Source organism: Protofrankia sp. Cj3, from assembly GCF_917627355.1.
In the GTDB taxonomy this organism is placed as follows: Bacteria; Actinomycetota; Actinomycetes; order Frankiales; family Frankiaceae; genus Protofrankia.
Map to the genome: position 1 here is coordinate 23,921 of NZ_CAKJTR010000024.1, position 18,197 is coordinate 42,117.

Sequence of the window (18,197 nt, forward strand, 5' to 3'; positions counted from 1 at the left end):
TGGGTGGGATGCGGACGGCCGGGTGGCCCCCCGCATCCCACCCGCTGTCAGCCGTGCCGGGTGGTCTCAGCCGTCGGCGGGGACGGCCGAGACCACCGTGACCGTGCCGGCCCCGCCGTCCACCGTCACCTCGACACCGTCGCGCAGCCGCGCGGTGCCGTCGCCCACCGAGATGACACACGGGATGCCGAGCTCGCGGCAGACCACGACCGCGTGGCTGTTGAGGCCGCCCACGTCCACCACGGCCGCGCCAGCCACCAGGAACAGCGGCGTCCACGCCGCGTCCGTGATGGGGGAGACCAGGACCTCGCCGGGCTCGAGGGCGTCGCAGCCGGCCAGATCGGTGATGATGCGGACCCGGCCGGTGTAGACACCGTGGCTGCCCCCGACGCCGGTGAACACCTCCCCCACCGCCGCGGCCGGGCTCTCGCGGTCCCGCCGCGGCCAGGTGGCGATGTCGGGGTCCTCGGCGACGAAGAACGGCGGCTCCAGCTGGGCCAGTCCGGCGTACTCGACCAGCCGCCGCGCGATCACCGGCGTGAAACGGCCGGGGTCGGTGAGGTAGCCGTCGAGCTCGTCCGCGAGCAGCATCATGATGTCCTCGGGATGGGCGAAACGACCGGCCTCGACGCCGCGGCGGCCCAGCTCGCGGATTGCCATGCGGATCTCGTGCAGCGCCGCGACGCAGTTGGACTTGGTGCGTTCCCGCGCGGGCATCCAGACGTCGACCGCCCGCATACCGATGTCGAAGGTGGCAAGAGCCTCGGCGTTGCCAGCGAGCGCCTCGCGGATCTCCGCCGCGATCCGCGCGCGGCGGGCGGCGAGCATGTCGTGACGCAGGGCCGGCGACTCCGAGTCCGGGCTGGTGCGGAGCCGGTCGACCAGGGCAAGCGCCGCGGCGGGATCCACCTCCCACGCCAACGAGTGGATGTCCCACTCGTTGGGGCCACGGTCACCGTAGCTGTCGAGGAAAGCGGCGAAGGCGTCCCGGAAGAGGGCAACATCGCCCGTGGCGTCCTCGCTCAGGGCGATCGCCACCGTGGCTGGGCCCTTGTCGAACAGCGTGGTCAGCTCGGTGGACCCGGTCACGGCGCGGGACAGGTCCCACAGGCCCACCGCGGGCGAGGCGGAGTCGATGCCGCCGATACCACTGATCACATCGAGCAGGTCGCTGCCGCGTCCCACACTTTCGCAGATCGGCCCGAGGATACCGGGGCCGAAACTCGCCGGGAGGCTGGAGAACACGTGCCGGTAGAAGATGCTCTTCTCGCTCTCGTCGAGCAGAGCACGGACCCGGGCGACCAGTTCGCTCTCGGAGAGCGTCGTGAGATCGGGCCGTTCGCGACGCCACGCCCGCACGCGATCACGATCGGTCATGGCATCGGTGAACTCCGTGGTCGCGAGGAGCCGCTGCACCGAAGCGCCGGCCGCCGCCGCGCGCTCGGCGTCGACGTCGTCGGGATGCGCGACGTAGGGCGGGATGTCGGGCCGTTCCCCGACGAAGGCCCGGTCGGTCTGCTCGACCGGCATCCCCAGCCGCAGCGAGAACAGCCGCATGTGCGACAGGTTGAGGTAGAAGTAGCCTCCGAACAGCCCCGCGATCTCGGGCCGGTCCGCCGACATCTCGTCGGGGCGGTAGACCCCGATGTCGATGAAACCCTGCCGCCACGCCCGCAGGACGCTGACATAGGCGAGTGTCCAGCCCAGGGGGCTCGCGGGCGCGGGCAACGTCTCGCCCGCGTTGGCCCTGGTGTAGTGGGGCAGCCGCGGGCTGCGCTCCCAGTCTGCGACCCAGCTCTGCACGGCGCGTCCTCTCTCCGCTGATGCCAGGCGCCAGTACGGACACACATGTAATGGCCGGCACGAATGTGACGGCCATTACATGGCACTAACTATGTGTTGTCAACAGAAAGTCTGCGATGCGCACGCCTGCACGGCCGGGCTCACCCGGCCCGGCCGAGATCCTCGACCAGCTCGATGACGTTGCCCTCGGGATCAGCCCAGAAGGCGATCAGCCGCCCGCTCGCCTCGACCAGCTCCGGCTCTGACAGCGGGCTCGCTCCCCCACGACGCATCCGCTCGGCGGCCCCCACCGCATCGGCGGCGTACAGGGTGAGGTAGGACAGGCCGCGGCGGGCGGTCAGCGGCACAGCCGGCGCGAGCGGGCCCGTGCCGGTGGCGGGCCGCAGCAGCTTGATCCGCTCCCCCCACGGGGTGCGCAGCCAGACCACGGTGGCCGCCGCCCCCAGGCCCAGTTTGGCGTTGAGCTCGGCAGGCACGTCCGAACGGTGCGCCTCGGTACAGCCGAGCGCCTCACGGTAGAAGCGGACCATGCCCACCAGGTCGTCGACGACGATCCCGACCTCCAGCGGCCGGGTCATCACCAGCGCCGGGGTGGACGAGGGCGGGGTGGCCATCGCCCCTCCTCCCCGCGCCTTCTCGACCGCACGTCACCGTGACACCCATCACAGCCGAGAAACTAAATACTGTCAATAGTAAGAACGTCCGACGCCGGGGAGAACCGGCCATGTCCCCGCAGGAGCGCACGCAGCCCCGCGGCGAGCCGGGGCGCGATCCGCTCGGGCGGCTCGGCACGCAGCCGCTCGGAGATGACCTCGATCGACATACCCACCTCGGGACGGCGGCGGGCCGCGGCCGCCAGCAGACCGGTCAGGTCGAACTCGCCGTCACCGAGCGGCCGCCGGTTGGCCAGGCAGTCAGCCAGCAGATCGTCGTCCTCGGCCACCAGCGGCCCGTCGGACAGCTGTAGCCGCACGACATACGGCCAGACACCGTCGCCGAGGTCGTCCGGGGTCTGGCCGCCGCGGTAGACGTGCCAGACGTCCAGGCAGACCCCACCGTTGGCCCGGCCGGCGGCACGCACCAGCGACGCCGCCGTGGCCCCGTCGGGGATATTGGTGAACGGCAGGAACTCGACGCCGAGCACGACGCCCGTCCCGACGGTCGCCGCCCGGTCACAGGCCCCGGCGAAGCGGGCCACCGCGTCATCCCAGCTCCCCGCATAGGGACCGATGACTCCCACGTAGGGCACCCGCAGCCGCTCCGCGACCGCCCAGCAGACCTCTTCGGCCTCGTCGGGCTGGCCGCCCAGCGGTCGCAGCACGTCGAGCTCGCCCACGGTGACGCCACCCTCGGCGAGCGCGTCCTCCAGCTCGGCCAGGCCGTGGCCGGCCGCCAACCAACGGCGCAGCCAGCTCAGGCTGAGACCGATGGAGGTGAAGCCGGCGGCACGCGCCACCTGTGCCCGCCGCAGCGGCTCCAGCGGGGGCAGCGAATAGAACGACAGCACCACCCTGGCGAGGTCCTCCGGCCCGGCCCGGCCGGGCACGGGGACGCGCCGGGGCAGCCCGCCATCGGCACCTGCGATCACAGCCATCGGGCTCCTTCACGAACACGTGCGCCGCCTATCGGCGTCGGACTCGCATACGGGCAACGCCTCCCGGACCGGACCGGAGCGGACCCGGACCGTGCTGGCAGGTGCGCCGTGCCCGCCGGGAGCGGCTCACTGGGCGACCGCTCCCGCCGCGCCGCTGGGACCCGTGGGCAGCTGCAGCGACATCAGCTCGACATACTCGGCCAGCCCATGTTCACCCAGTTCGCGTCCGACACCGGAGCGCCGGAAACCCCCGAACGGGGCAAGCACGCTGAACCGCCCGCCGTTGATCGCCACCTGGCCGGTGCGCAACCGGCGCGCCACCGCGATCGCGGCCGCCTCGTCCGCGGCGAACACCGCGCCGGACAGGCCGTAGTCGGAGTCGTTGGCGGCGGCGACGGCCTCGTCGGCGTCCGCTACCGGGATGACCGCGAGCACTGGCCCGAAGATCTCCTCGCGGGCGAGCACCGCGTCGTTACGCAGGCGGCTCACCACGGTAGGACGCACGAAGTAACCGCGGTCGAGCCCAGGCACGGGCCCTGGGCCGCCGACGAGCACGGTGCCCTCGTGCCTGGCCTTGTCCAGATAGGACGCGACCGAACGTGCCTGCGCGGCCGAGGCGACCGGCCCGATCGTGGTCGCCGGGTCCAGCGGATCGCCGACCACCTGCGCCTCGACCAGGGCGACCAGGCGCTCCTCCACCTCCTCGAGCAGCTCGTGGGGGACGAGCAGCCGGGTGGTCGCCGAACAGGTCTGGCCGTTGTTGACAAAGCAGCCCCGCACGGCGCTGGTGACCGCACGGCCGAGGTCCGCGCCCGGGCAGAGGATGAAGGCGGACTTGCCGCCGAGCTCCAGGGTCAGCCGCTTGATACCGGGCCCGGCGAGCTGGGCGACCCGCGCGCCCGCGGCCGTCGACCCGGTCAGGCTGACAAGGTCGACCTCGGGATGACCGGCAAGGGCCTCCCCGGCCACGGGCCCGCGGCCTGTCACGATGTTCAGGACACCAGCGGGCAGGCCAGCCTCATGGGCGACGTCGGCGAGGGCGAAGGCCGCGAAGGGCGCCACGCTGCTCGGCTTGGCCACCACCGTGCATCCGGCGGCGAGCGCCGGGGCAACCTTGGCGGCCAGCTGGTAGAGCGGATAGTTCCACGGTGTGATCGCGCCGACGACCCCGGCGGCGACCCGCAGCACGAGCGACGATCCGATCCGCTCCTCCAGCGGGAGACGCTCGGCGACATCGGCGGTCGAACGGATGACGGACACGGCCAGACCCACCTGGATGCGCTCGGACGTGACCAGCGGCGTGCCGACCTCACGGCTCATCAGCGTCGCGAGTGCGGCGCCGCGGGCCTCGAGGCCATCGGCAATCATCCGCAGCAACGCGATCCGGTCGCTTCTGGGAGTGGCCGACCATCGCTCGAAGGCGCCCCGCGCGGCCATGACGGCAGCGGTGATGTCGGCAACCTCGCCCGCCGGCACCACGCCGATGGTCTCCTCCGTCGCCGCCTCGATGACCTCGATCGTCCCGCTGCCGCTCGGCGCCCGCCACGCACCGCCGAGGTAGAGCCCGGTCCTTCGGTCCATGCGCTCCTCCGAGACAAGCCCAGGCTTTGTCGAACAACGGTTTCCGGAACACGTCGTAAGACACCATCCAGCGGAGATGACCCTCGGAGAATCCAGCAAAACCAGGCCCTTCGCAACCGCCTTGTACCGTTCGTCCTTGTACCGTTCGTCCATGGATCGCCGGATGTTGCTCTCCTTGCTGGCTATCGGCGCCGCGCAGGCTCTGGTCAGTTGCTCGGCCCAGCCCGCGGCTCCGGCGGCACCGCGTCCCGCCGGGGCGCCCATGCCCGTTTCCGCCCGCCCCCCCGGAAACCAGCTCGCCGCGCCGCGCCCGGCGCCAGCGGCACAGCAGACGCTTCCGCCCATCCCTGCTGCCCACCCGGAAAACCCGGCGGTGGTGTTCGGCGCACCCGCGCCAACCCGGCGGATCGCGATCACGATTGACGACGGCTACTCGCCCGAGACCGTGGCCGGTTATGTGGAGTTCGCGCGACGGTCGGGAATCCCCATCACCTTCGCGCCCAACGGCGCCTACCGGGCGATCTGGGACCGGCACGCCGACGTCCTGCGTCCCCTGATCGAAACCGGCCAGGTCCAGATCGCGAACCACACCTGGACACATCTCCAGCTGCCTGGCCGCCCGGACGACGCGATCCGCGCGGACATCGAGAGAAACGAGGACTGGATCGAGCGGACCTTCGGTATCACCTCGCGCCCCTGGTTCCGGCCGCCCTACGGTTCGCACAACGCACACGTCGACGCGCTCGTGGGCGAACTCGGCTTTACCAGAATCCTGCTGTGGAACGGGAGTTTCGGCGACTCGACACCGATCAGTCCCGAGCAGCTCATGGGCCTGGCCAGCCGCTACCTGCAACCAGGAACAATCATGCTCGGTCACGCCAACCACCCGACGGTCCTCGGGCTGTTCGATCAGATCCAGCAGCTCATTGCCGAACGCAGGCTGGAGCCGGTCACGCTGGACACGATGTTCCAGACCTCCCGGGCCGTCGGCTGAATCCGCCCGCTCTCCCGCCTGCCTATGCGGCCTGCTGTGCGGCGGTTTCGGCTCGAGAACCACGGTGGCCGCCAGCCCGGTGCAGACAACAAGCGCCGAGCCGTCGACGATGAGGCTGCCAACGGACGAGGAGAGTGGGAGGGCGATGGCGACGCCGATGATCGAAGTGAAGGCGGTAACCAAACGGTTCGGGTCAGTCAACGCGCTGGCCGGCGTCGGCCTGACGGCCGGGGCGGGTACGGTTCTCGGGCTGCTCGGCCCCAACGGCGCCGGCAAGACCACCCTGGTGCGGATCCTGAGCACACTGCTCAAACCGGATAGCGGCCAGGCCACGATCGCCGGGTACGACGTCGTCCGGGACGCGCAGCGGCTCCGTTCCATGATCGGGCTTGCCGGCCAGTACGCCGCCGTGGACGAGCTGCTCACCGGACGGGAGAACCTTGAGCTGGTCGGTCGGCTTTACCATGTCGGAAGGGCCGAACGGCGGCGGCGGGCGCAGGAGGTGCTGGAGCGCTTCTCGCTCACCGAGGCGGGCGACCGGCAGGTGAAGACCTACTCGGGTGGGATGCGACGGCGCCTCGACCTCGGCGCGAGCCTTGTCGGGCATCCGTCCGTACTGATCCTGGACGAGCCCACCACCGGACTCGACCCGCGGACCCGCAGCGAGCTGTGGGCGCTCATCGAACAGCTGGTCACCGACGGTACGACCGTCGTGCTGACGACCCAGTACCTCGAAGAGGCCGAACGCCTCGCGCACCAGATCGTCGTCATCGACCGGGGCCGGGTGGTTGCCGCCGGCACCGCCGACGAGCTCAAGACCCGCGCCGGCGGTGCCGTGCTCGAAGCCCGGGTCGTCGATCCCGGCGACCTGCACCGGGTCGCCGCCCTCCTGACCGACCTGGGCGACGGGCCGCCGCAGCTGGACACCGAGCGGCGCCGGGTCGCGGTCCCGACCGGTGGCGGGGCCAAGGTCCTGCTGGCCGCGGGGCGCCTTCTCGACGACGACGGGGTCACCCTGGACGACCTCGGTATCAGGCGTCCCTCCCTCGACGATGTCTTCCTCTCCCTGACCGGCCACGTAGCCACCGAGGCGGCCGATGACGAGACGAGCGGCCAGCCCGCCGTCATGGCCGGCCCGCCCCCGGCAGCCGCGGCAGCCGCGGTCTCCGCGACACCGGGAAGGAACTCATGAACGCCGTCGCCCTTGGTCAGCCAGCGGCGCGCACAGCGTCGCTCACTCCGGTCATCGCGCTGGGCGACATCGCCGGGATCGCCCGGCGCAACCTCGTCCGGCTCATACGCACACCCCAGCTGCTGCTCATCTCCAGTGCCCAGCCGGTGCTGATCCTGCTGCTGTTCCGTTACGTCCTCGGCGGCGCCATCGCCATCCCCGGCAGCAGCTACGTCAACTACATCGTCCCGGCGGTGTTCGTGGAGGCGTCGCTCATCGGTGGCGCGGCAACCTCGGTCGGGCTGGCCGAGGACCTCAAGAGCGGGATCATCGACCGGTTCCGCGCGCTGCCCATGGCCCGCTCGGCCGTGCTCGCGGGACGTACCGTCGCCGACCTGTGCCGCGCCGTCGTGGTGCTGGCGATGATGATCGCGGTCGGGGTCCTGGTCGGGTTCCGTTTCAACAACTCCGCTGCCGCGATCATCGCCGGGCTCGGGCTCGTGCTGCTGTTCGGGTACGCCATGTCGTGGGTGTTCGCATCCATCGGCCTCGCCGTGAAGGATCCCGAGACAGCCCAGGTCGCCTCGATTCTGCCCTTCTTCCTGCTGGTGTTCCCAAGCTCGGCGTTCGTGCCCGTGAGCACCATGCCGGGCTGGCTGCAGGGTTACGCGAAGGCCCAGCCAGCCAACATCACAATCAACGCGGTGCGGACGCTCATGGAGGGCGGGCCCGTCTCGCACTGGGTGTGGCAGTCGGTGGTCTGGTCGGTGGGCATCAGCGCGGTGTTCGCCCCGCTGGCCGTGCGCCAGTACCGCAACCTCACATCATGATCATATTTCATGATCATATCGGTGGGCGCGGATCGCCGGCCCCCGGGGAGGCGGGGCTTGGCTTGCGGCCGTGCGGGGATCTACCGTGAGGTAACAATCGGGGTGGGGATGCCGAGGGCGGGTACACGGAAGGGCACAGACAGGTGGAAGCGGGCGATGGGCACGTAACCGACCTGCTCGGAGCATGGGCGCTCGACGCCTGCGACGCCGAGGAGGCCGACGCGGTGGCGGCGCATGTCCGCGGCTGCCCATCCTGCGCGCGGGAGGCGGCGACGCTGCGGCAGGCAGCGGCGGCGCTCACCATGCTCACCGTGCGGGCGGACACCGACGCGTGGTTGCCGCCGCCGGCCGCGCGGGTGCTGACCGCGGCGCTGGCGCGCCGCCGGCCCGCACCCTTGGTACCCGCCTTCGCCGCGCCCTTCGCCGCCGCGGCCGGCCTGCTGGAGTCCGCGCTCGCCGAGATCGACGAGACGGCCTGGGGCACGCCGAGCCCGGTACGCGACTGGACCATCAGCGACCTGGTCGCCCACTTGGCCGCGACCGATGCTCTGCTCGCCGCCGCGATCGGGATCGCGGCGGACCCACCGGTGGATCCGCACCAGAACACCGTCGCCCACAGCGAGATGGTGATCGCCCACGCCCGTACCCGGCCGCCCGCGCACTCCCGCGAGCTGTGGCGGCACGGTGTCCACGCGATCGCGGCACGGCTGCGCGCCGAACCGGCGCTGGCCAGCCGGATCGTCCAGGTCGGCGGCGTCGAGATGGCCGTGGCCGACCACCTCGTCACGCGGGCCTTCGAGACCTGGATCCACGCCCGTGACATCGCCGGGGTGATCGGGCTGCGGCTGCCCCATCCGCTCGGGGAGCACCTGCACGCCATGTCCGGCCTTGCCGCGCGGCTGCTCGATCAGCTGTGCGCGTCCCATGCCCCGGGGCTCGGTACGCCAGCGTCCGGCGGCTCCCCCGCCGGGATGGTCCGGCTCACGCTCACCGGGCCAGGCGGAGGGTCCTGGCTGGTGCGGGTCGGCGCCAGCGGCCGTGCCGAGGCTGCCGGCGACGCGGCTCGCACCCCGCCCGCGGCCGAGATCTCCCTCCACACGGTGGAGTTCTGCCTGCTGGTCGGCGACCGCAGAACGCCCGGCGACCTCGACGTCGCCATCACCGGGGACGACGCCCTCGGCCGCCGGCTGCTCACGCTCGCCCCGGCGCTGTCCGGCCCGTGAGCAGTGACGAGTGCCCGGCAACAGGGGCGTGGATCCAGGAGCGAGGCACTACTGGCCGGTGCGCGGCCACCCGGCCGGCCCGGTCACCGGAGGAGCACGCATGAAACGGTTCGACTGGCTCAAGCGCATCGAGCGGCTCGACCCGGAAACGGATTTCCTCGACATCTACCGGCTCAGTGTCACCCACGAATTCCCGTGGGACTACAACCAGTCGCTGTCGTTCGCGCTGTTCCGCACCTATGCCGTGCCCACCGTCGGGCGGCTTCTCGCCGAGACCGGCGAGCTCACCGAACGCGTCCAGAAACGCTACGACGACACCGTCCTGATTCTCGACGGGATACTCGAGCACGGTTTCGCAAGCTCACTGGGACGCGCGGCGATCCGCCGCATGAACCAGATGCACGGCGCTTACACGATCTCCAATGAAGATCTTGTGTACGTGCTGTCCACGTTCGTCGTCGTCCCGATCCGGTGGATCGACCGGTTCGGCTGGCGACGGCTGAGCGAGACCGAGAAGGCCGCAAGCGCCAACTACTACCGTGAGCTGGGCCGGCACATGGGGATGACGGGAATCCCGGCGACCTGGCAGGAGTTCACCACCCATCTCGACGCCTACGAGGTGGCACGCTTCGCCCCCGAGCCGGGCGGACGCGCTGTCGCCGACGCCACGCTCGCTCTGTTCACCACCTTCCCGCCCAGTCACCTCGCACCCGCGGCGCTGGTCAGGCGGTTCGCGCTCGGCCTGATGGACGACGGCCTGCGCACGGCGTTGGGCTACCCGCGGATCTCCCGGGCGGAACAGGCCGCATGCGCCGCGGCGGTACGGCTACGCGGCCGGGTGGTACGGTTCCTGCCGCCGCGCACCAAGCCGTTGTACGCCCGCCAGCGGCCCAACATCCGTAGCTATCCCGACGGCTATGACCTCTCCCGGCTCGGCACCTTCCCGCGCGGCTGCCCGGTGGCACCGCCCGCACCGGACGCTGCCTCCACCTCGCCCGCTTCATAGGATCGTGGTATGGCGTCGCAGGAACTGACCGCGCGGGTCGACAGCTGGATCTGGTCCGTGCGACTGGTCACGACGCGCTCGCAGGCCACCGCGGCCTGCCGCGCCGGGCATGTGCATCTCAACGGTGACCGGGTCAAGCCGGCCCATGCGGTACGCGCCGGGGACACGGTACGGGTACGCCACGGCGGGCATGAGCGGATCGTCGTCGTCACCCGTGTCCTGAGCAAACGGACCAGCGCGGCCGTCGCCGGGGAATGCTTTATCGACCACAGCCCACCACCGGTGCCCCAGGATGTCGCGGCGGTGGGTGCCCGCGGCCGTGGCGCCGGACGTCCGACCAAGCGCGACCGCCGCGCGCTGGAACGCCTTCGTGACCACGAAAAACGCCAGCGTGCCTCGTCGTCGCCCCCGGGCACCCCGCCCCACCGGTGAGGCCTCCGCCGTCGGTCCGGGCGGGAAAACCATCGGCGACGAGCGGACGGCCCGGTGGCCGATGACCACTCCGGTGGTACCGCGATAGCACGGTTGCCGGCACAATACGAAGAACGCGATCACGATCTCGGCATGATTCCGAGAAGAGCCGGAAACGGATGTCGATGCGAGGCGAGGACAATCCACGCCGGGTGCTGCGCCTCGCGCCGCACACCCCGTCACACCCCGCGTCCGATACCGCGGCGCGCGCGGACGAGTTCCTCCAGCGCGCCAGCCGCGGTGACAGCGATGCGTTCGCGGCTCTTTACGACCTGCTCGCCCCGCGGGTGCTGGGGCTCGTCCGGCGGGTGCTGCGGGATCCCGCGCAGTCCGAGGAGGTGACCCAGGAGGTGTTCGTCGAGGTGTGGCGGACCGCCGCCCGCTTCGATCCGGCCAAGGGCAGCGCGGCGGCCTGGGTCTGCACGCTCGCGCACCGCCGGGCCGTTGACCGCGTCCGCTCGGTCCAGGCGGCCACCGATCGGGAACGCCGCGCGGCCCTGCTCGGCCATCGGGACGGCGACGGTTTCGATGACGTCGTCGAGCAGGTCGAGGCGCGGCTCGAGCGTGAGCATCTCCGCCGCTGTCTGGACCACCTCACCGACAGTCAACGCGAATCGATCACGTTGGCCTATTACCGCGGGTACACCTACCGTGAGGTCGCGGAGTACCTGAAGGTCCCGGCTGGAACGGTGAAGACGAGGATGCGCGACGGCCTGATCCGGTTACGTGACTGCCTGGGCGTCGGGCGATGACTCCCCCGCGCCCGTCATCCCCGGACATCCACGCGCTGACCGGCGCGTACGTCCTCGACGCCGTGGACGGCGACGAACGGGCGATGGTCGACGAGCATCTCGCCAGCTGTGACGTCTGTGCGCGGGAGGTGACTGAGCTACGGCTGACGGCGACGGCCCTGACCAGGGTTGACGAGGTGGAGCCGCCCGCGTCGTTGCGGGCGGCGGTACTCGCGCGGATCGCAACGGCCCCGCAGCTCCCGGCCCCACAGCTCCCGGCGCCAGATGACCGGCCGCGGGACGGGCAGCGCCGCGGCCAGCCCCGTCACCCCCGCCTGTCGCGCCGGGTTACCGCGGCCGCCGCCGCGGCGCTGGTCACGGTAACCGGGCTCGGTCTCACCGTGGCCGGCCAGCAGCGGCGCCTGGACAGCGAGCGCCAGCGTGCCGACCGGCTGAGTGCGCTCGCGGCCGCGGCCCTGTCACGTTCGGCGGCCATGCCGCTGGCTGGCGGCGGGAGCCTGGCCGTGGTGGCGGTAGCCGGCAACGCGCTGGTCTCAGCGCGGGACCTGCCGGTGCTCACCGGCGGGCGTGTATACCAGTTCTGGCTTGCCGGCCCGAGCCCTGCCGGCCCGGACGGGGTGCGGTCCGCGGGTATCGCCGACGGCCGCGCGGTCGCCGTCGACCGTCTGCTCACCGGTGTCGGCGACGCCCGTTCCATAGTCGTCACCGCGGAGCCCGCCGGTGGTTCGGCGCGGCCCACCACCCCCATGCTGATCGACGCGCCCATCCGCGCCTGACCAGGCCGCGTTCCCGCGCGGTGAACGTACCGCGACGGGACGCTCGCTCCCCGGCGGGGAGAGATCCTCGCCGCGTGCGCATCACTGCCGCGCGTGCGCATCACTGCGCCGCGGTGAGCGCGCACGCCGCGGCCACGGCCACGGCCGCGGTCAGCCCCGGATGGTCCAGCGCGGGCAGCAGCGCGCCCGGCTCCGCCTGCGCGGCCAGGGCGTAGGCGGCGGCCAGCCGGGCCGCGGAGGTGATCGGCATCCGGGTGGTAACGGCCGCGGTGACAAGACCGGGCAGGGCATGCAGCGGGCGCGGTCCGGTAGTGGCGGCCAGCAGCGGCGGTGGGGTCTCCAACCGGGTACGCAGTACCGGCACGCTCCGCGGCGGTGCCGCAAGACCCATGAGATCGATGACAAGGTCCGTCTGGTCGGCAACGGCGTGCAGCGCCTGGATGCCGTACTCCACCGGATCATAGAGAGTGACGTCGCCGATCCCCGCGGCCACCAGGAGACCAGCCAGGTCACCGCCTCGTGCCGGGTCCACAAGCACGATCCGCGCCCGGCCCGGATCGATCGCCCGCGTACGCAGCGCGTTGACGGCCGCGGCGGTGGCGGCCACGGCCAGCCCGTCGTTGACCGCGTCCAGCAGCAGGTGGGACGCGGCGCCGACGGCGGCGCGGGCGGCATCGATGTGGCGGATGTGGGTGTGCACCAAGACGGTCGCGGCAAAGCCCGGAGCAAGCATCCGGATGACGCTCGCGAGATCGTCAGCGCCGCTGGTGGCGACCGGCAGGGGGATGATGTCCAGGCCGGTTGCCCGCTGCAGGTGGACGGCCTGCGACTCCACCGCGGGCAGAGCGGTTTCGGCGGGTAACGGTTCGAAGTCCAGGACGGCGCTGGCGTCGCTGAGCAGCGCGATCCGGCGGGACCGGCCGGTGTACCGGTCGGTGTGGCGAGGATGGGCCGCGAGATGGGTGATGACGCGCCGGTCCGCGTCGGCGTCCAGCAGCGCGACGTCATGACCGGTGGTGACCGCGGCACACACCTGTTGGGCGAGCTTGCCGGCGGAGGCGGTGGAGAAGACGAGGTCCTCGGCGTGCAGCAGATCGGCGCCCAGACCGCGACGCAGCGCGTCGGTCAACCGGGTCAGGGTGCGGGCGCTGTCGGCGTCCAGGACAATGCGGCGCGCACCGGTGGGGTCACCTTCGTCGGTCTGGCAGGTGACGGTGCCCGGCAGGTCCGCGATGACCGACCGGACCACGGCGGCCGCATGCGGCGGGACACGGATCTGAATGCTGTAGGCGGGATTGACCCCAGTGGGACTCGGCGTCAGCACGTCCCCTCCACCCGCGGCCGAGACGGCCGAAACACGGCTTGACCAACGTGTCGCGCACAACGTGTCGCGCCGGAATAACCAGGACGTCACGACCGCGTCGCCCATGCGACGCTCCGCTCAGCCTCGCGTGGCTGCGCGAACAGCCCCTTGTGCCCTGCGAGCATAGCCCGGAGCACCGATGCCGAGGAGAGGCCCATGCGGATTGACATCTGGTCCGACCTCATCTGCCCGTGGTGCTGGATCGGTAAGCGCCGATTCGAGCAGGCGCTGATCAGTTTCCCTCAGCGCGACCAGACTGAGATCGTCCACCATTCTCTCCAGCTCGACCCGGCCATGCCCACCGATCGCGTCGTGCGCCAGACCGACATGCTGGTCGCCACCTACGGCATGACCCTGGCACAGGCACGGGCGAGCCAGCTCGCGCTGGAACGCACCGCGGCCACCGTCGGCCTCGAGTACCACCTGGCCGACAGGACCATCGGCAACACCGCCAGCGCGCATCAGCTCGTGCAGCTGGCCGGCGACCGCGGCGTCCAGGACGCCGTCGTCGAGGGCCTCTACCGGGCACACTTCACCCAGCAGCGATCATTGTTCGATCATGAATGCCTGATCGGGCTTGCCGGCGAGGCCGGCCTGGACCCGGACGAGGCCCACCGCGTGCTCGCCGAGGGCACCTACGCCGACGCGGTGGACGCCGACGCCCGCCAGGCGCGGGCACTCGGTGCCACCGGTGTGCCGTTCTTCGTCATCGACAACAGGTACGGGGTCTCGGGCGCCCAGCCCCCGGAGATCTTCATCGAAGCGCTCTCCCATGCCTGGGCCGATACCCACCCGACCGAGGAACGAGCTGACGAAGCGATGACCCATCCAGCATAATTTTGTTAACAAAAACAAGAGCGACCGGCAACAGGGGACGCGGCATCACCGAATCCCGTCTCCGGTCGTTCCCCTCCGTTCACCCAGCACCGGCTAGCGCACATAATCCATGGCCCTCGGCGGACCGTCCACGGATGTCTACCAACGTCCGTCGGTGCAGGTCACAGCCTCGGGATGCGGGTTTGATGTTGGCGCGGGTGGCTTCGGGTAGGCATGGTGCCAGTGCTGCGAGCGATGTGACCTGGCGGTCGGGGCTGTCGATGGTGCGCGATCGACAGCGCTGCGTCCAAGACGGTGGTACGGGTGCGCTGTCGCGCGCTGATCGGGTTACGCGAGCGGTACCCGAGCCCGCTCGGTCACGTGCCGCTGAGGGCCTTGCGGAGATCCTTCATCAGTAGGAAGAGGTGCATGGGGTCAGTAGGGCCGGCCTCGAACGTCGCCAGCCGGAGGTAGAAGTCACGGGCGACCTCGTTCTCACAATGGATCAGCAGGGCCCGTACACCGATGACCTCACCGGCCACAGCGACGCGGCGCATTGCGTCGACCACCAGCGCCCGGCCGAGCCCGGCACCCTGGACGGACAGGTCCACGCCGAGCCGGGTGAGGATCACCACCGGCTGGTGATAGCGGCCCGCGCCCTGGGTCAGCCGCTGCGGCGCCTGGGCCGGCGCGACCGACCCGGCCGCCAGCGCGTAATAGCCCACCACCCGCTGATGTGCGTCATCGGTTCCGGTGACCACGTACACCCGGGAGGAGCCGGACTGGTGCGCCTGCCATGCGTGCGCGGTCAGCCAGGCTGACTGCGCCGCCGACCCGCAGTCGAACCCGGCCAGCATGTGCGTCGCGGCCAGCGGCTCGACCGGGCCGAACTGGCTGGTCACCGACCGGCCTGACCCGGCTCCGGGTGATCGAGGACGGTGGGCGTGGTCAGCAGTTCCCGCAGCCCCGGCACGTCGGCCGCCGGCCGGTCAAGTGCATGATCGAAAGCCTGCCAGCTCGCCTCGTCCAGGACGAAGACCCGCCGATCGGCCAGGATATCGGCCGCGGCATCGGTCGCCGCCTTCAGCACGAACGCCGACACTGTACTGCCCGCAGCCGAGCTGGCAGCCTCCAGCAGAGCTTTCTGCGCCGGCTCCACCCTCAAATGCATCCGCTCATCCTTCGCGCTAGTCACCCCACGAGTGTACGTACAACGTACACATCACACTAGCGCTCGCTGGCGATCCCCCGCGCTCTCGGCCCTGGTCGCTCTGAGGGAGGGATGCCACCAGAACGACGAAAACCCTGGCGGTATCAAGCGGTGGAGACGACACCCGACGCCCGCCTCGTGCTGGGACCCGAACCTCGAAAATTCGTACGCGGGCCTGGTTGGGCAGGGAGCTGGCGCGGTGACGCGTGAGCGTTCCGCTTCCAGCTCCCTCCCGTCGATTCCGTGCATGCGGTTTTCCCGCACACGGCTCACCGACGTCTTTCACCGCCGGCATTCGGTGATCTCCAGGAACGGTTCGGTCGGGGAGCACGCACGGTCCCATCAAGGCTGAGCAGACCGAAGCGGTCGGGTGAGGCGGGTGCAGGAAGCCATCGAACTCGGCGTTGTCGTAAGCGGTCGTGGACGACGACCCCGAGCATCCGGCCGGGCAGGAACATCCGGAAGCTCGCCGCGTCCCTACGCCCGCCGTGCCGCGGCCGGGTCGACGCGGGTGGTGCGGGGAGTGCCGCCGCCGCGCAGGGCACCGACGAGCCCGGCACCGCGCATCAGCCGCTCCACCATGCAGCGGGCCGCCCGCACGCCTTCACGATTGAGCTGACGCCATACCTTCCGCGCCCCATACACCTCGTAGTTCTCCTTCCATACGCGCTCGATCTCGACGAGGAGCTCGGCGTCGCCTTGACCGCTTGATTCCGCCCCGGTTCAACAGACGAAAGATTGTCTGAAAGACAGGTGGCTGTCCTCACCGCTGGGTGTTCCCGAGCGCGTGCACCAGCCGGGCGTAGCCGTCGTGGGTGAACAGGTCGACCGGCTGCCACGTGCGTAGCCGGTGGGGAATGTCGCAGTCCTCCAGGCGCGCCGGAATCATGAAAACCGTGTCCGGAGGCTGCTCCATGGCCACCTCAAGTGCCCAGGCGATATGCCTGTTGACGGCACCCCGCTCGTACACCGCTCTCGACAGGCACACGACCACGGCGCGGCTTCGCTCGATCGCCTGTCTGATCGTCGCTTCCCGCTCCCGGCCACCGCCAAGATCCTCGGCCGCCAGCCACAGGCCATCAACGCCATCGGAGCGCAGGCGGGCATGCAGGTTCGCCGCCACCGCGCGATCGGCCTCCGCATGGCACAGGAAGACCACCGAGCGGCCCGGTGCCGGCCGGGACACCGGCCGGTCCGGGAGGTCGAACAGCCACGGGCGGCCGGCGATCTCATAGGGGAAACGAAAAACCGCGGCGGTCTCCGCGACGTCGGTAAGGTCGCACAGGATGCGCTCGGGTTCGTCGAGCGAACCTGGCGGCGACTCCTGCCGGTACGTCGCATCGAGCCACCCACGCCTCAGGGCGGTGATATTCGCCCACGCCGGCCCGAGTTCCGCCGGTGGCGGTCGCCGCGACACCGCCCCGCCGCCCCCGAACGCGCCGTCGCGGACCGGCGGCGAGATGGTCGCCGCGACCAGTTCACCGAAGGCTGGATCCAGCGGACCGGCGGAGGCCACCGAGACCCGGACGCGATACGCGTGGTCGGCGTAGCGACGCAGCGCCTCGGCGTACAACGGCTGTGCCTCGACGGCGAACGCGTCGGCCGGCACCGCCGCCCGGTACAGCGTGCCCGGTATCTCTGTCGCGAGCGCGGTGTACTCCCTGGCCAGCGCGCTGAGCGCATAGCGCAGGATGTCCGCCACCGGGTAGGGTTCGACGAAGAGGCTGATCAGCGTCGGGTACCGCTGCCGCGCCAGCGCGAGCCACACCGCCTCCCAGGAGCTGTCGCCGCCGGCGAACGCCGACACCGCAAAGCAGATCCGGCGCCCGGGAGCCGCGCCCGGGATGCCCGGCCGGCTACCCCAGCTGTGGGTCAGCCGTTTGCGGATCTCGGCCAGCCCGTCCGGGTGGGGTTCCACCGGCGCGAGCCAGCGCTGGACCTCGGCCGCATCGGCGAACGGCCTGGCCGCCACATGAGCCGGTGGCCTCGCCAGGCGCTCCCGCAGCGCGACCGCCGCGCGCGTGGCCGTGGCGTCGTCGGGAGCGAACACCCGCCCGAGCAGAGCGCAGGAGACGCTGCCGGAGCCGGGGTCGCTGAGGTAGCGCAGGTCGAAACAGGGCCGCTCATCGCTCCTTCGCCAGGCGGCAACCCACGCGGTCTCCGCGGTGCGGGCGTCGGCACGCCGCGATGGTTCGCCCAGATCGGTGTACAGGCCAGGGCTGCCCGCGCCGGGCGTGATCGGCGCGAGGCGGACCCCCACCCACGCCCAGCAGCCCTCCGGACCGGACCGCCGCACAATCCCGTCCCCGCGCTGGCCGTCCAAGGTCACTGGTGGTAGCGAGGTTCGTCACCGATCCGCCAGTCCCGCCCGCCAGGGCCCGCCGCCGGTGGGTACGAAGGCGGCTGCTGGTACGGCGGCGGGCTCTGCACGGTGCCGTCGTACGGCCAGTTCTGCTGGCTGGGCTGACCCTGCCGCTGATCCATGGCCTGGTAAGGAGGCTCAGCCACTGGTGGTCCGCCGAAACCGGCAGGCGGGGCCATGGGAGCCGGCGGCGTCGGGTCGGCGTCGATCCGCGGCAGGCCCTGGGGAAATCCGTACGTGATGGG

Annotated in this window: 17 protein-coding genes and 2 pseudogenes; 9 read left to right on the forward strand and 10 right to left on the reverse strand. The window is 71.2% G+C overall.

Annotated elements, in window-relative coordinates; translation table 11 throughout:
* Nucleotides 1-66: 66 nt before the first annotated feature.
* The 4 genes from MJ783_RS05405 to MJ783_RS05420 all read right to left on the reverse strand — a co-directional run bounded on the left by MJ783_RS05405 (nucleotide 67) and on the right by MJ783_RS05420 (nucleotide 4,978).
* Nucleotides 67-1,803: a PEP-utilizing enzyme gene (locus MJ783_RS05405; RefSeq protein WP_239308815.1), complete on the reverse strand. Its 1,737-nt coding sequence runs from the start codon at nucleotides 1,801-1,803 to the stop codon at nucleotides 67-69.
* 140 nt (nucleotides 1,804-1,943) lie between these two features.
* Nucleotides 1,944-2,417, reverse strand: coding sequence for a VOC family protein (locus MJ783_RS05410; protein WP_239308816.1), 474 nt, complete (start codon nucleotides 2,415-2,417; stop codon nucleotides 1,944-1,946).
* A 62-nt stretch (nucleotides 2,418-2,479) separates the two neighbouring features.
* Nucleotides 2,480-3,397 carry a sugar phosphate isomerase/epimerase gene (locus MJ783_RS05415; protein ID WP_239308817.1) on the reverse strand — a complete coding sequence of 306 codons (918 nt, stop codon included), beginning with the start codon at nucleotides 3,395-3,397 and terminating at the stop codon, nucleotides 2,480-2,482.
* A gap of 126 nt (nucleotides 3,398-3,523) precedes the next feature.
* Nucleotides 3,524-4,978 carry an aldehyde dehydrogenase family protein gene (locus MJ783_RS05420; RefSeq protein WP_239308818.1) on the reverse strand — a complete coding sequence of 485 codons (1,455 nt, stop codon included), beginning with the start codon at nucleotides 4,976-4,978 and terminating at the stop codon, nucleotides 3,524-3,526.
* Between the two features lie 163 nt (nucleotides 4,979-5,141).
* On the opposite strand from MJ783_RS05420, the gene MJ783_RS05425 reads away from it, so the two are divergent.
* The 8 genes from MJ783_RS05425 to MJ783_RS05460 all read left to right on the forward strand — a co-directional run bounded on the left by MJ783_RS05425 (nucleotide 5,142) and on the right by MJ783_RS05460 (nucleotide 12,201).
* Nucleotides 5,142-5,972: a polysaccharide deacetylase family protein gene (locus tag MJ783_RS05425; protein ID WP_239308819.1), complete on the forward strand. Its 831-nt coding sequence runs from the start codon at nucleotides 5,142-5,144 to the stop codon at nucleotides 5,970-5,972.
* Between the two features lie 145 nt (nucleotides 5,973-6,117).
* Entirely contained in the window at nucleotides 6,118-7,164 is a 1,047-nt protein-coding gene (locus MJ783_RS05430) for an ATP-binding cassette domain-containing protein (RefSeq protein WP_239308820.1), read from the forward strand.
* The gene (locus MJ783_RS05435; protein ID WP_239308821.1) at nucleotides 7,161-7,973 is read left to right on the forward strand and encodes an ABC transporter permease; all 813 of its coding nucleotides are present in this window, start codon (nucleotides 7,161-7,163) and stop codon (nucleotides 7,971-7,973) included. Before MJ783_RS05430 ends, MJ783_RS05435 begins: the two co-directional genes overlap by 4 nt.
* A 143-nt stretch (nucleotides 7,974-8,116) precedes the next feature.
* Nucleotides 8,117-9,196: a maleylpyruvate isomerase N-terminal domain-containing protein gene (locus MJ783_RS05440; RefSeq protein WP_239308822.1), complete on the forward strand. Its 1,080-nt coding sequence runs from the start codon at nucleotides 8,117-8,119 to the stop codon at nucleotides 9,194-9,196.
* Between the two features lie 100 nt (nucleotides 9,197-9,296).
* Complete coding sequence (locus MJ783_RS05445; RefSeq protein ID WP_239308823.1) at nucleotides 9,297-10,202, forward strand: oxygenase MpaB family protein; 906 nt, start codon at nucleotides 9,297-9,299, stop codon at nucleotides 10,200-10,202.
* A gap of 9 nt (nucleotides 10,203-10,211) precedes the next feature.
* Nucleotides 10,212-10,634 carry an RNA-binding S4 domain-containing protein gene (locus MJ783_RS05450; protein ID WP_239308824.1) on the forward strand — a complete coding sequence of 141 codons (423 nt, stop codon included), beginning with the start codon at nucleotides 10,212-10,214 and terminating at the stop codon, nucleotides 10,632-10,634.
* A 158-nt stretch (nucleotides 10,635-10,792) separates the two neighbouring features.
* Nucleotides 10,793-11,425 (forward strand): ECF RNA polymerase sigma factor SigK, encoded by a 633-nt coding sequence (gene sigK, locus MJ783_RS05455; RefSeq protein ID WP_305039432.1) that lies wholly within the window; start codon nucleotides 10,793-10,795, stop codon nucleotides 11,423-11,425.
* Complete coding sequence (locus MJ783_RS05460; RefSeq protein ID WP_239308825.1) at nucleotides 11,422-12,201, forward strand: anti-sigma factor; 780 nt, start codon at nucleotides 11,422-11,424, stop codon at nucleotides 12,199-12,201. Before sigK ends, MJ783_RS05460 begins: the two co-directional genes overlap by 4 nt.
* Nucleotides 12,202-12,301: 100 nt before the next feature.
* Here the strand turns inward: MJ783_RS05460 and MJ783_RS05465 are convergent, their stop codons facing one another.
* On the reverse strand, nucleotides 12,302-13,525 hold the full coding sequence (locus MJ783_RS05465; protein WP_239308826.1) for a malic enzyme-like protein: 1,224 nt from the start codon (nucleotides 13,523-13,525) through the stop codon (nucleotides 12,302-12,304).
* Between the two features lie 195 nt (nucleotides 13,526-13,720).
* On the opposite strand from MJ783_RS05465, the gene MJ783_RS05470 reads away from it, so the two are divergent.
* Nucleotides 13,721-14,401, forward strand: a complete 681-nt coding sequence (locus MJ783_RS05470) for a DsbA family oxidoreductase (protein WP_239308827.1) — start codon at nucleotides 13,721-13,723, stop codon at nucleotides 14,399-14,401.
* A gap of 356 nt (nucleotides 14,402-14,757) precedes the next feature.
* On the opposite strand, the gene MJ783_RS05475 is transcribed toward MJ783_RS05470, so the two are convergent.
* The 5 genes and pseudogenes from MJ783_RS05475 to MJ783_RS05495 all read right to left on the reverse strand — a co-directional run.
* The gene (locus MJ783_RS05475; RefSeq protein ID WP_239308828.1) at nucleotides 14,758-15,282 is read right to left on the reverse strand and encodes a GNAT family N-acetyltransferase; all 525 of its coding nucleotides are present in this window, start codon (nucleotides 15,280-15,282) and stop codon (nucleotides 14,758-14,760) included.
* Nucleotides 15,279-15,551: a DUF1778 domain-containing protein gene (locus tag MJ783_RS05480; RefSeq protein ID WP_239308829.1), complete on the reverse strand. Its 273-nt coding sequence runs from the start codon at nucleotides 15,549-15,551 to the stop codon at nucleotides 15,279-15,281. Before MJ783_RS05480 ends, MJ783_RS05475 begins: the two co-directional genes overlap by 4 nt.
* A gap of 531 nt (nucleotides 15,552-16,082) precedes the next feature.
* Nucleotides 16,083-16,280 (reverse strand): annotated as a pseudogene (locus tag MJ783_RS05485) (IS3 family transposase); the annotation flags it as partial.
* Nucleotides 16,281-16,353: 73 nt separating this feature from the next.
* Entirely contained in the window at nucleotides 16,354-17,886 is a 1,533-nt protein-coding gene (locus tag MJ783_RS05490; RefSeq protein ID WP_239308830.1) for a toll/interleukin-1 receptor domain-containing protein, read from the reverse strand.
* A gap of 29 nt (nucleotides 17,887-17,915) precedes the next feature.
* Nucleotides 17,916-18,197: pseudogene (locus tag MJ783_RS05495) on the reverse strand (hypothetical protein); the annotation flags it as partial.

What these genes read in the sequence shown, in the direction of transcription:
- MJ783_RS05460 (WP_239308825.1), top strand. Translation starts at nt 11,422, where the DNA reads ATGACTCCCCCGCGCCCGTCATCCCCGGACATCCACGCGCTGACCGGC.
- MJ783_RS05480 (WP_239308829.1), bottom strand. Translation starts at nt 15,551, where the DNA reads ATGCATTTGAGGGTGGAGCCGGCGCAGAAAGCTCTGCTGGAGGCTGCC.
- MJ783_RS05415 (WP_239308817.1), bottom strand. Translation starts at nt 3,397, where the DNA reads ATGGCTGTGATCGCAGGTGCCGATGGCGGGCTGCCCCGGCGCGTCCCC.
- MJ783_RS05430 (WP_239308820.1), top strand. Translation starts at nt 6,118, where the DNA reads ATGGCGACGCCGATGATCGAAGTGAAGGCGGTAACCAAACGGTTCGGG.
- MJ783_RS05470 (WP_239308827.1), top strand. Translation starts at nt 13,721, where the DNA reads ATGCGGATTGACATCTGGTCCGACCTCATCTGCCCGTGGTGCTGGATC.
- MJ783_RS05450 (WP_239308824.1), top strand. Translation starts at nt 10,212, where the DNA reads ATGGCGTCGCAGGAACTGACCGCGCGGGTCGACAGCTGGATCTGGTCC.
- MJ783_RS05425 (WP_239308819.1), top strand. Translation starts at nt 5,142, where the DNA reads ATGTTGCTCTCCTTGCTGGCTATCGGCGCCGCGCAGGCTCTGGTCAGT.
- MJ783_RS05420 (WP_239308818.1), bottom strand. Translation starts at nt 4,978, where the DNA reads ATGGACCGAAGGACCGGGCTCTACCTCGGCGGTGCGTGGCGGGCGCCG.
- MJ783_RS05445 (WP_239308823.1), top strand. Translation starts at nt 9,297, where the DNA reads ATGAAACGGTTCGACTGGCTCAAGCGCATCGAGCGGCTCGACCCGGAA.
- MJ783_RS05435 (WP_239308821.1), top strand. Translation starts at nt 7,161, where the DNA reads ATGAACGCCGTCGCCCTTGGTCAGCCAGCGGCGCGCACAGCGTCGCTC.
- sigK (WP_305039432.1), top strand. Translation starts at nt 10,793, where the DNA reads ATGTCGATGCGAGGCGAGGACAATCCACGCCGGGTGCTGCGCCTCGCG.
- MJ783_RS05410 (WP_239308816.1), bottom strand. Translation starts at nt 2,417, where the DNA reads ATGGCCACCCCGCCCTCGTCCACCCCGGCGCTGGTGATGACCCGGCCG.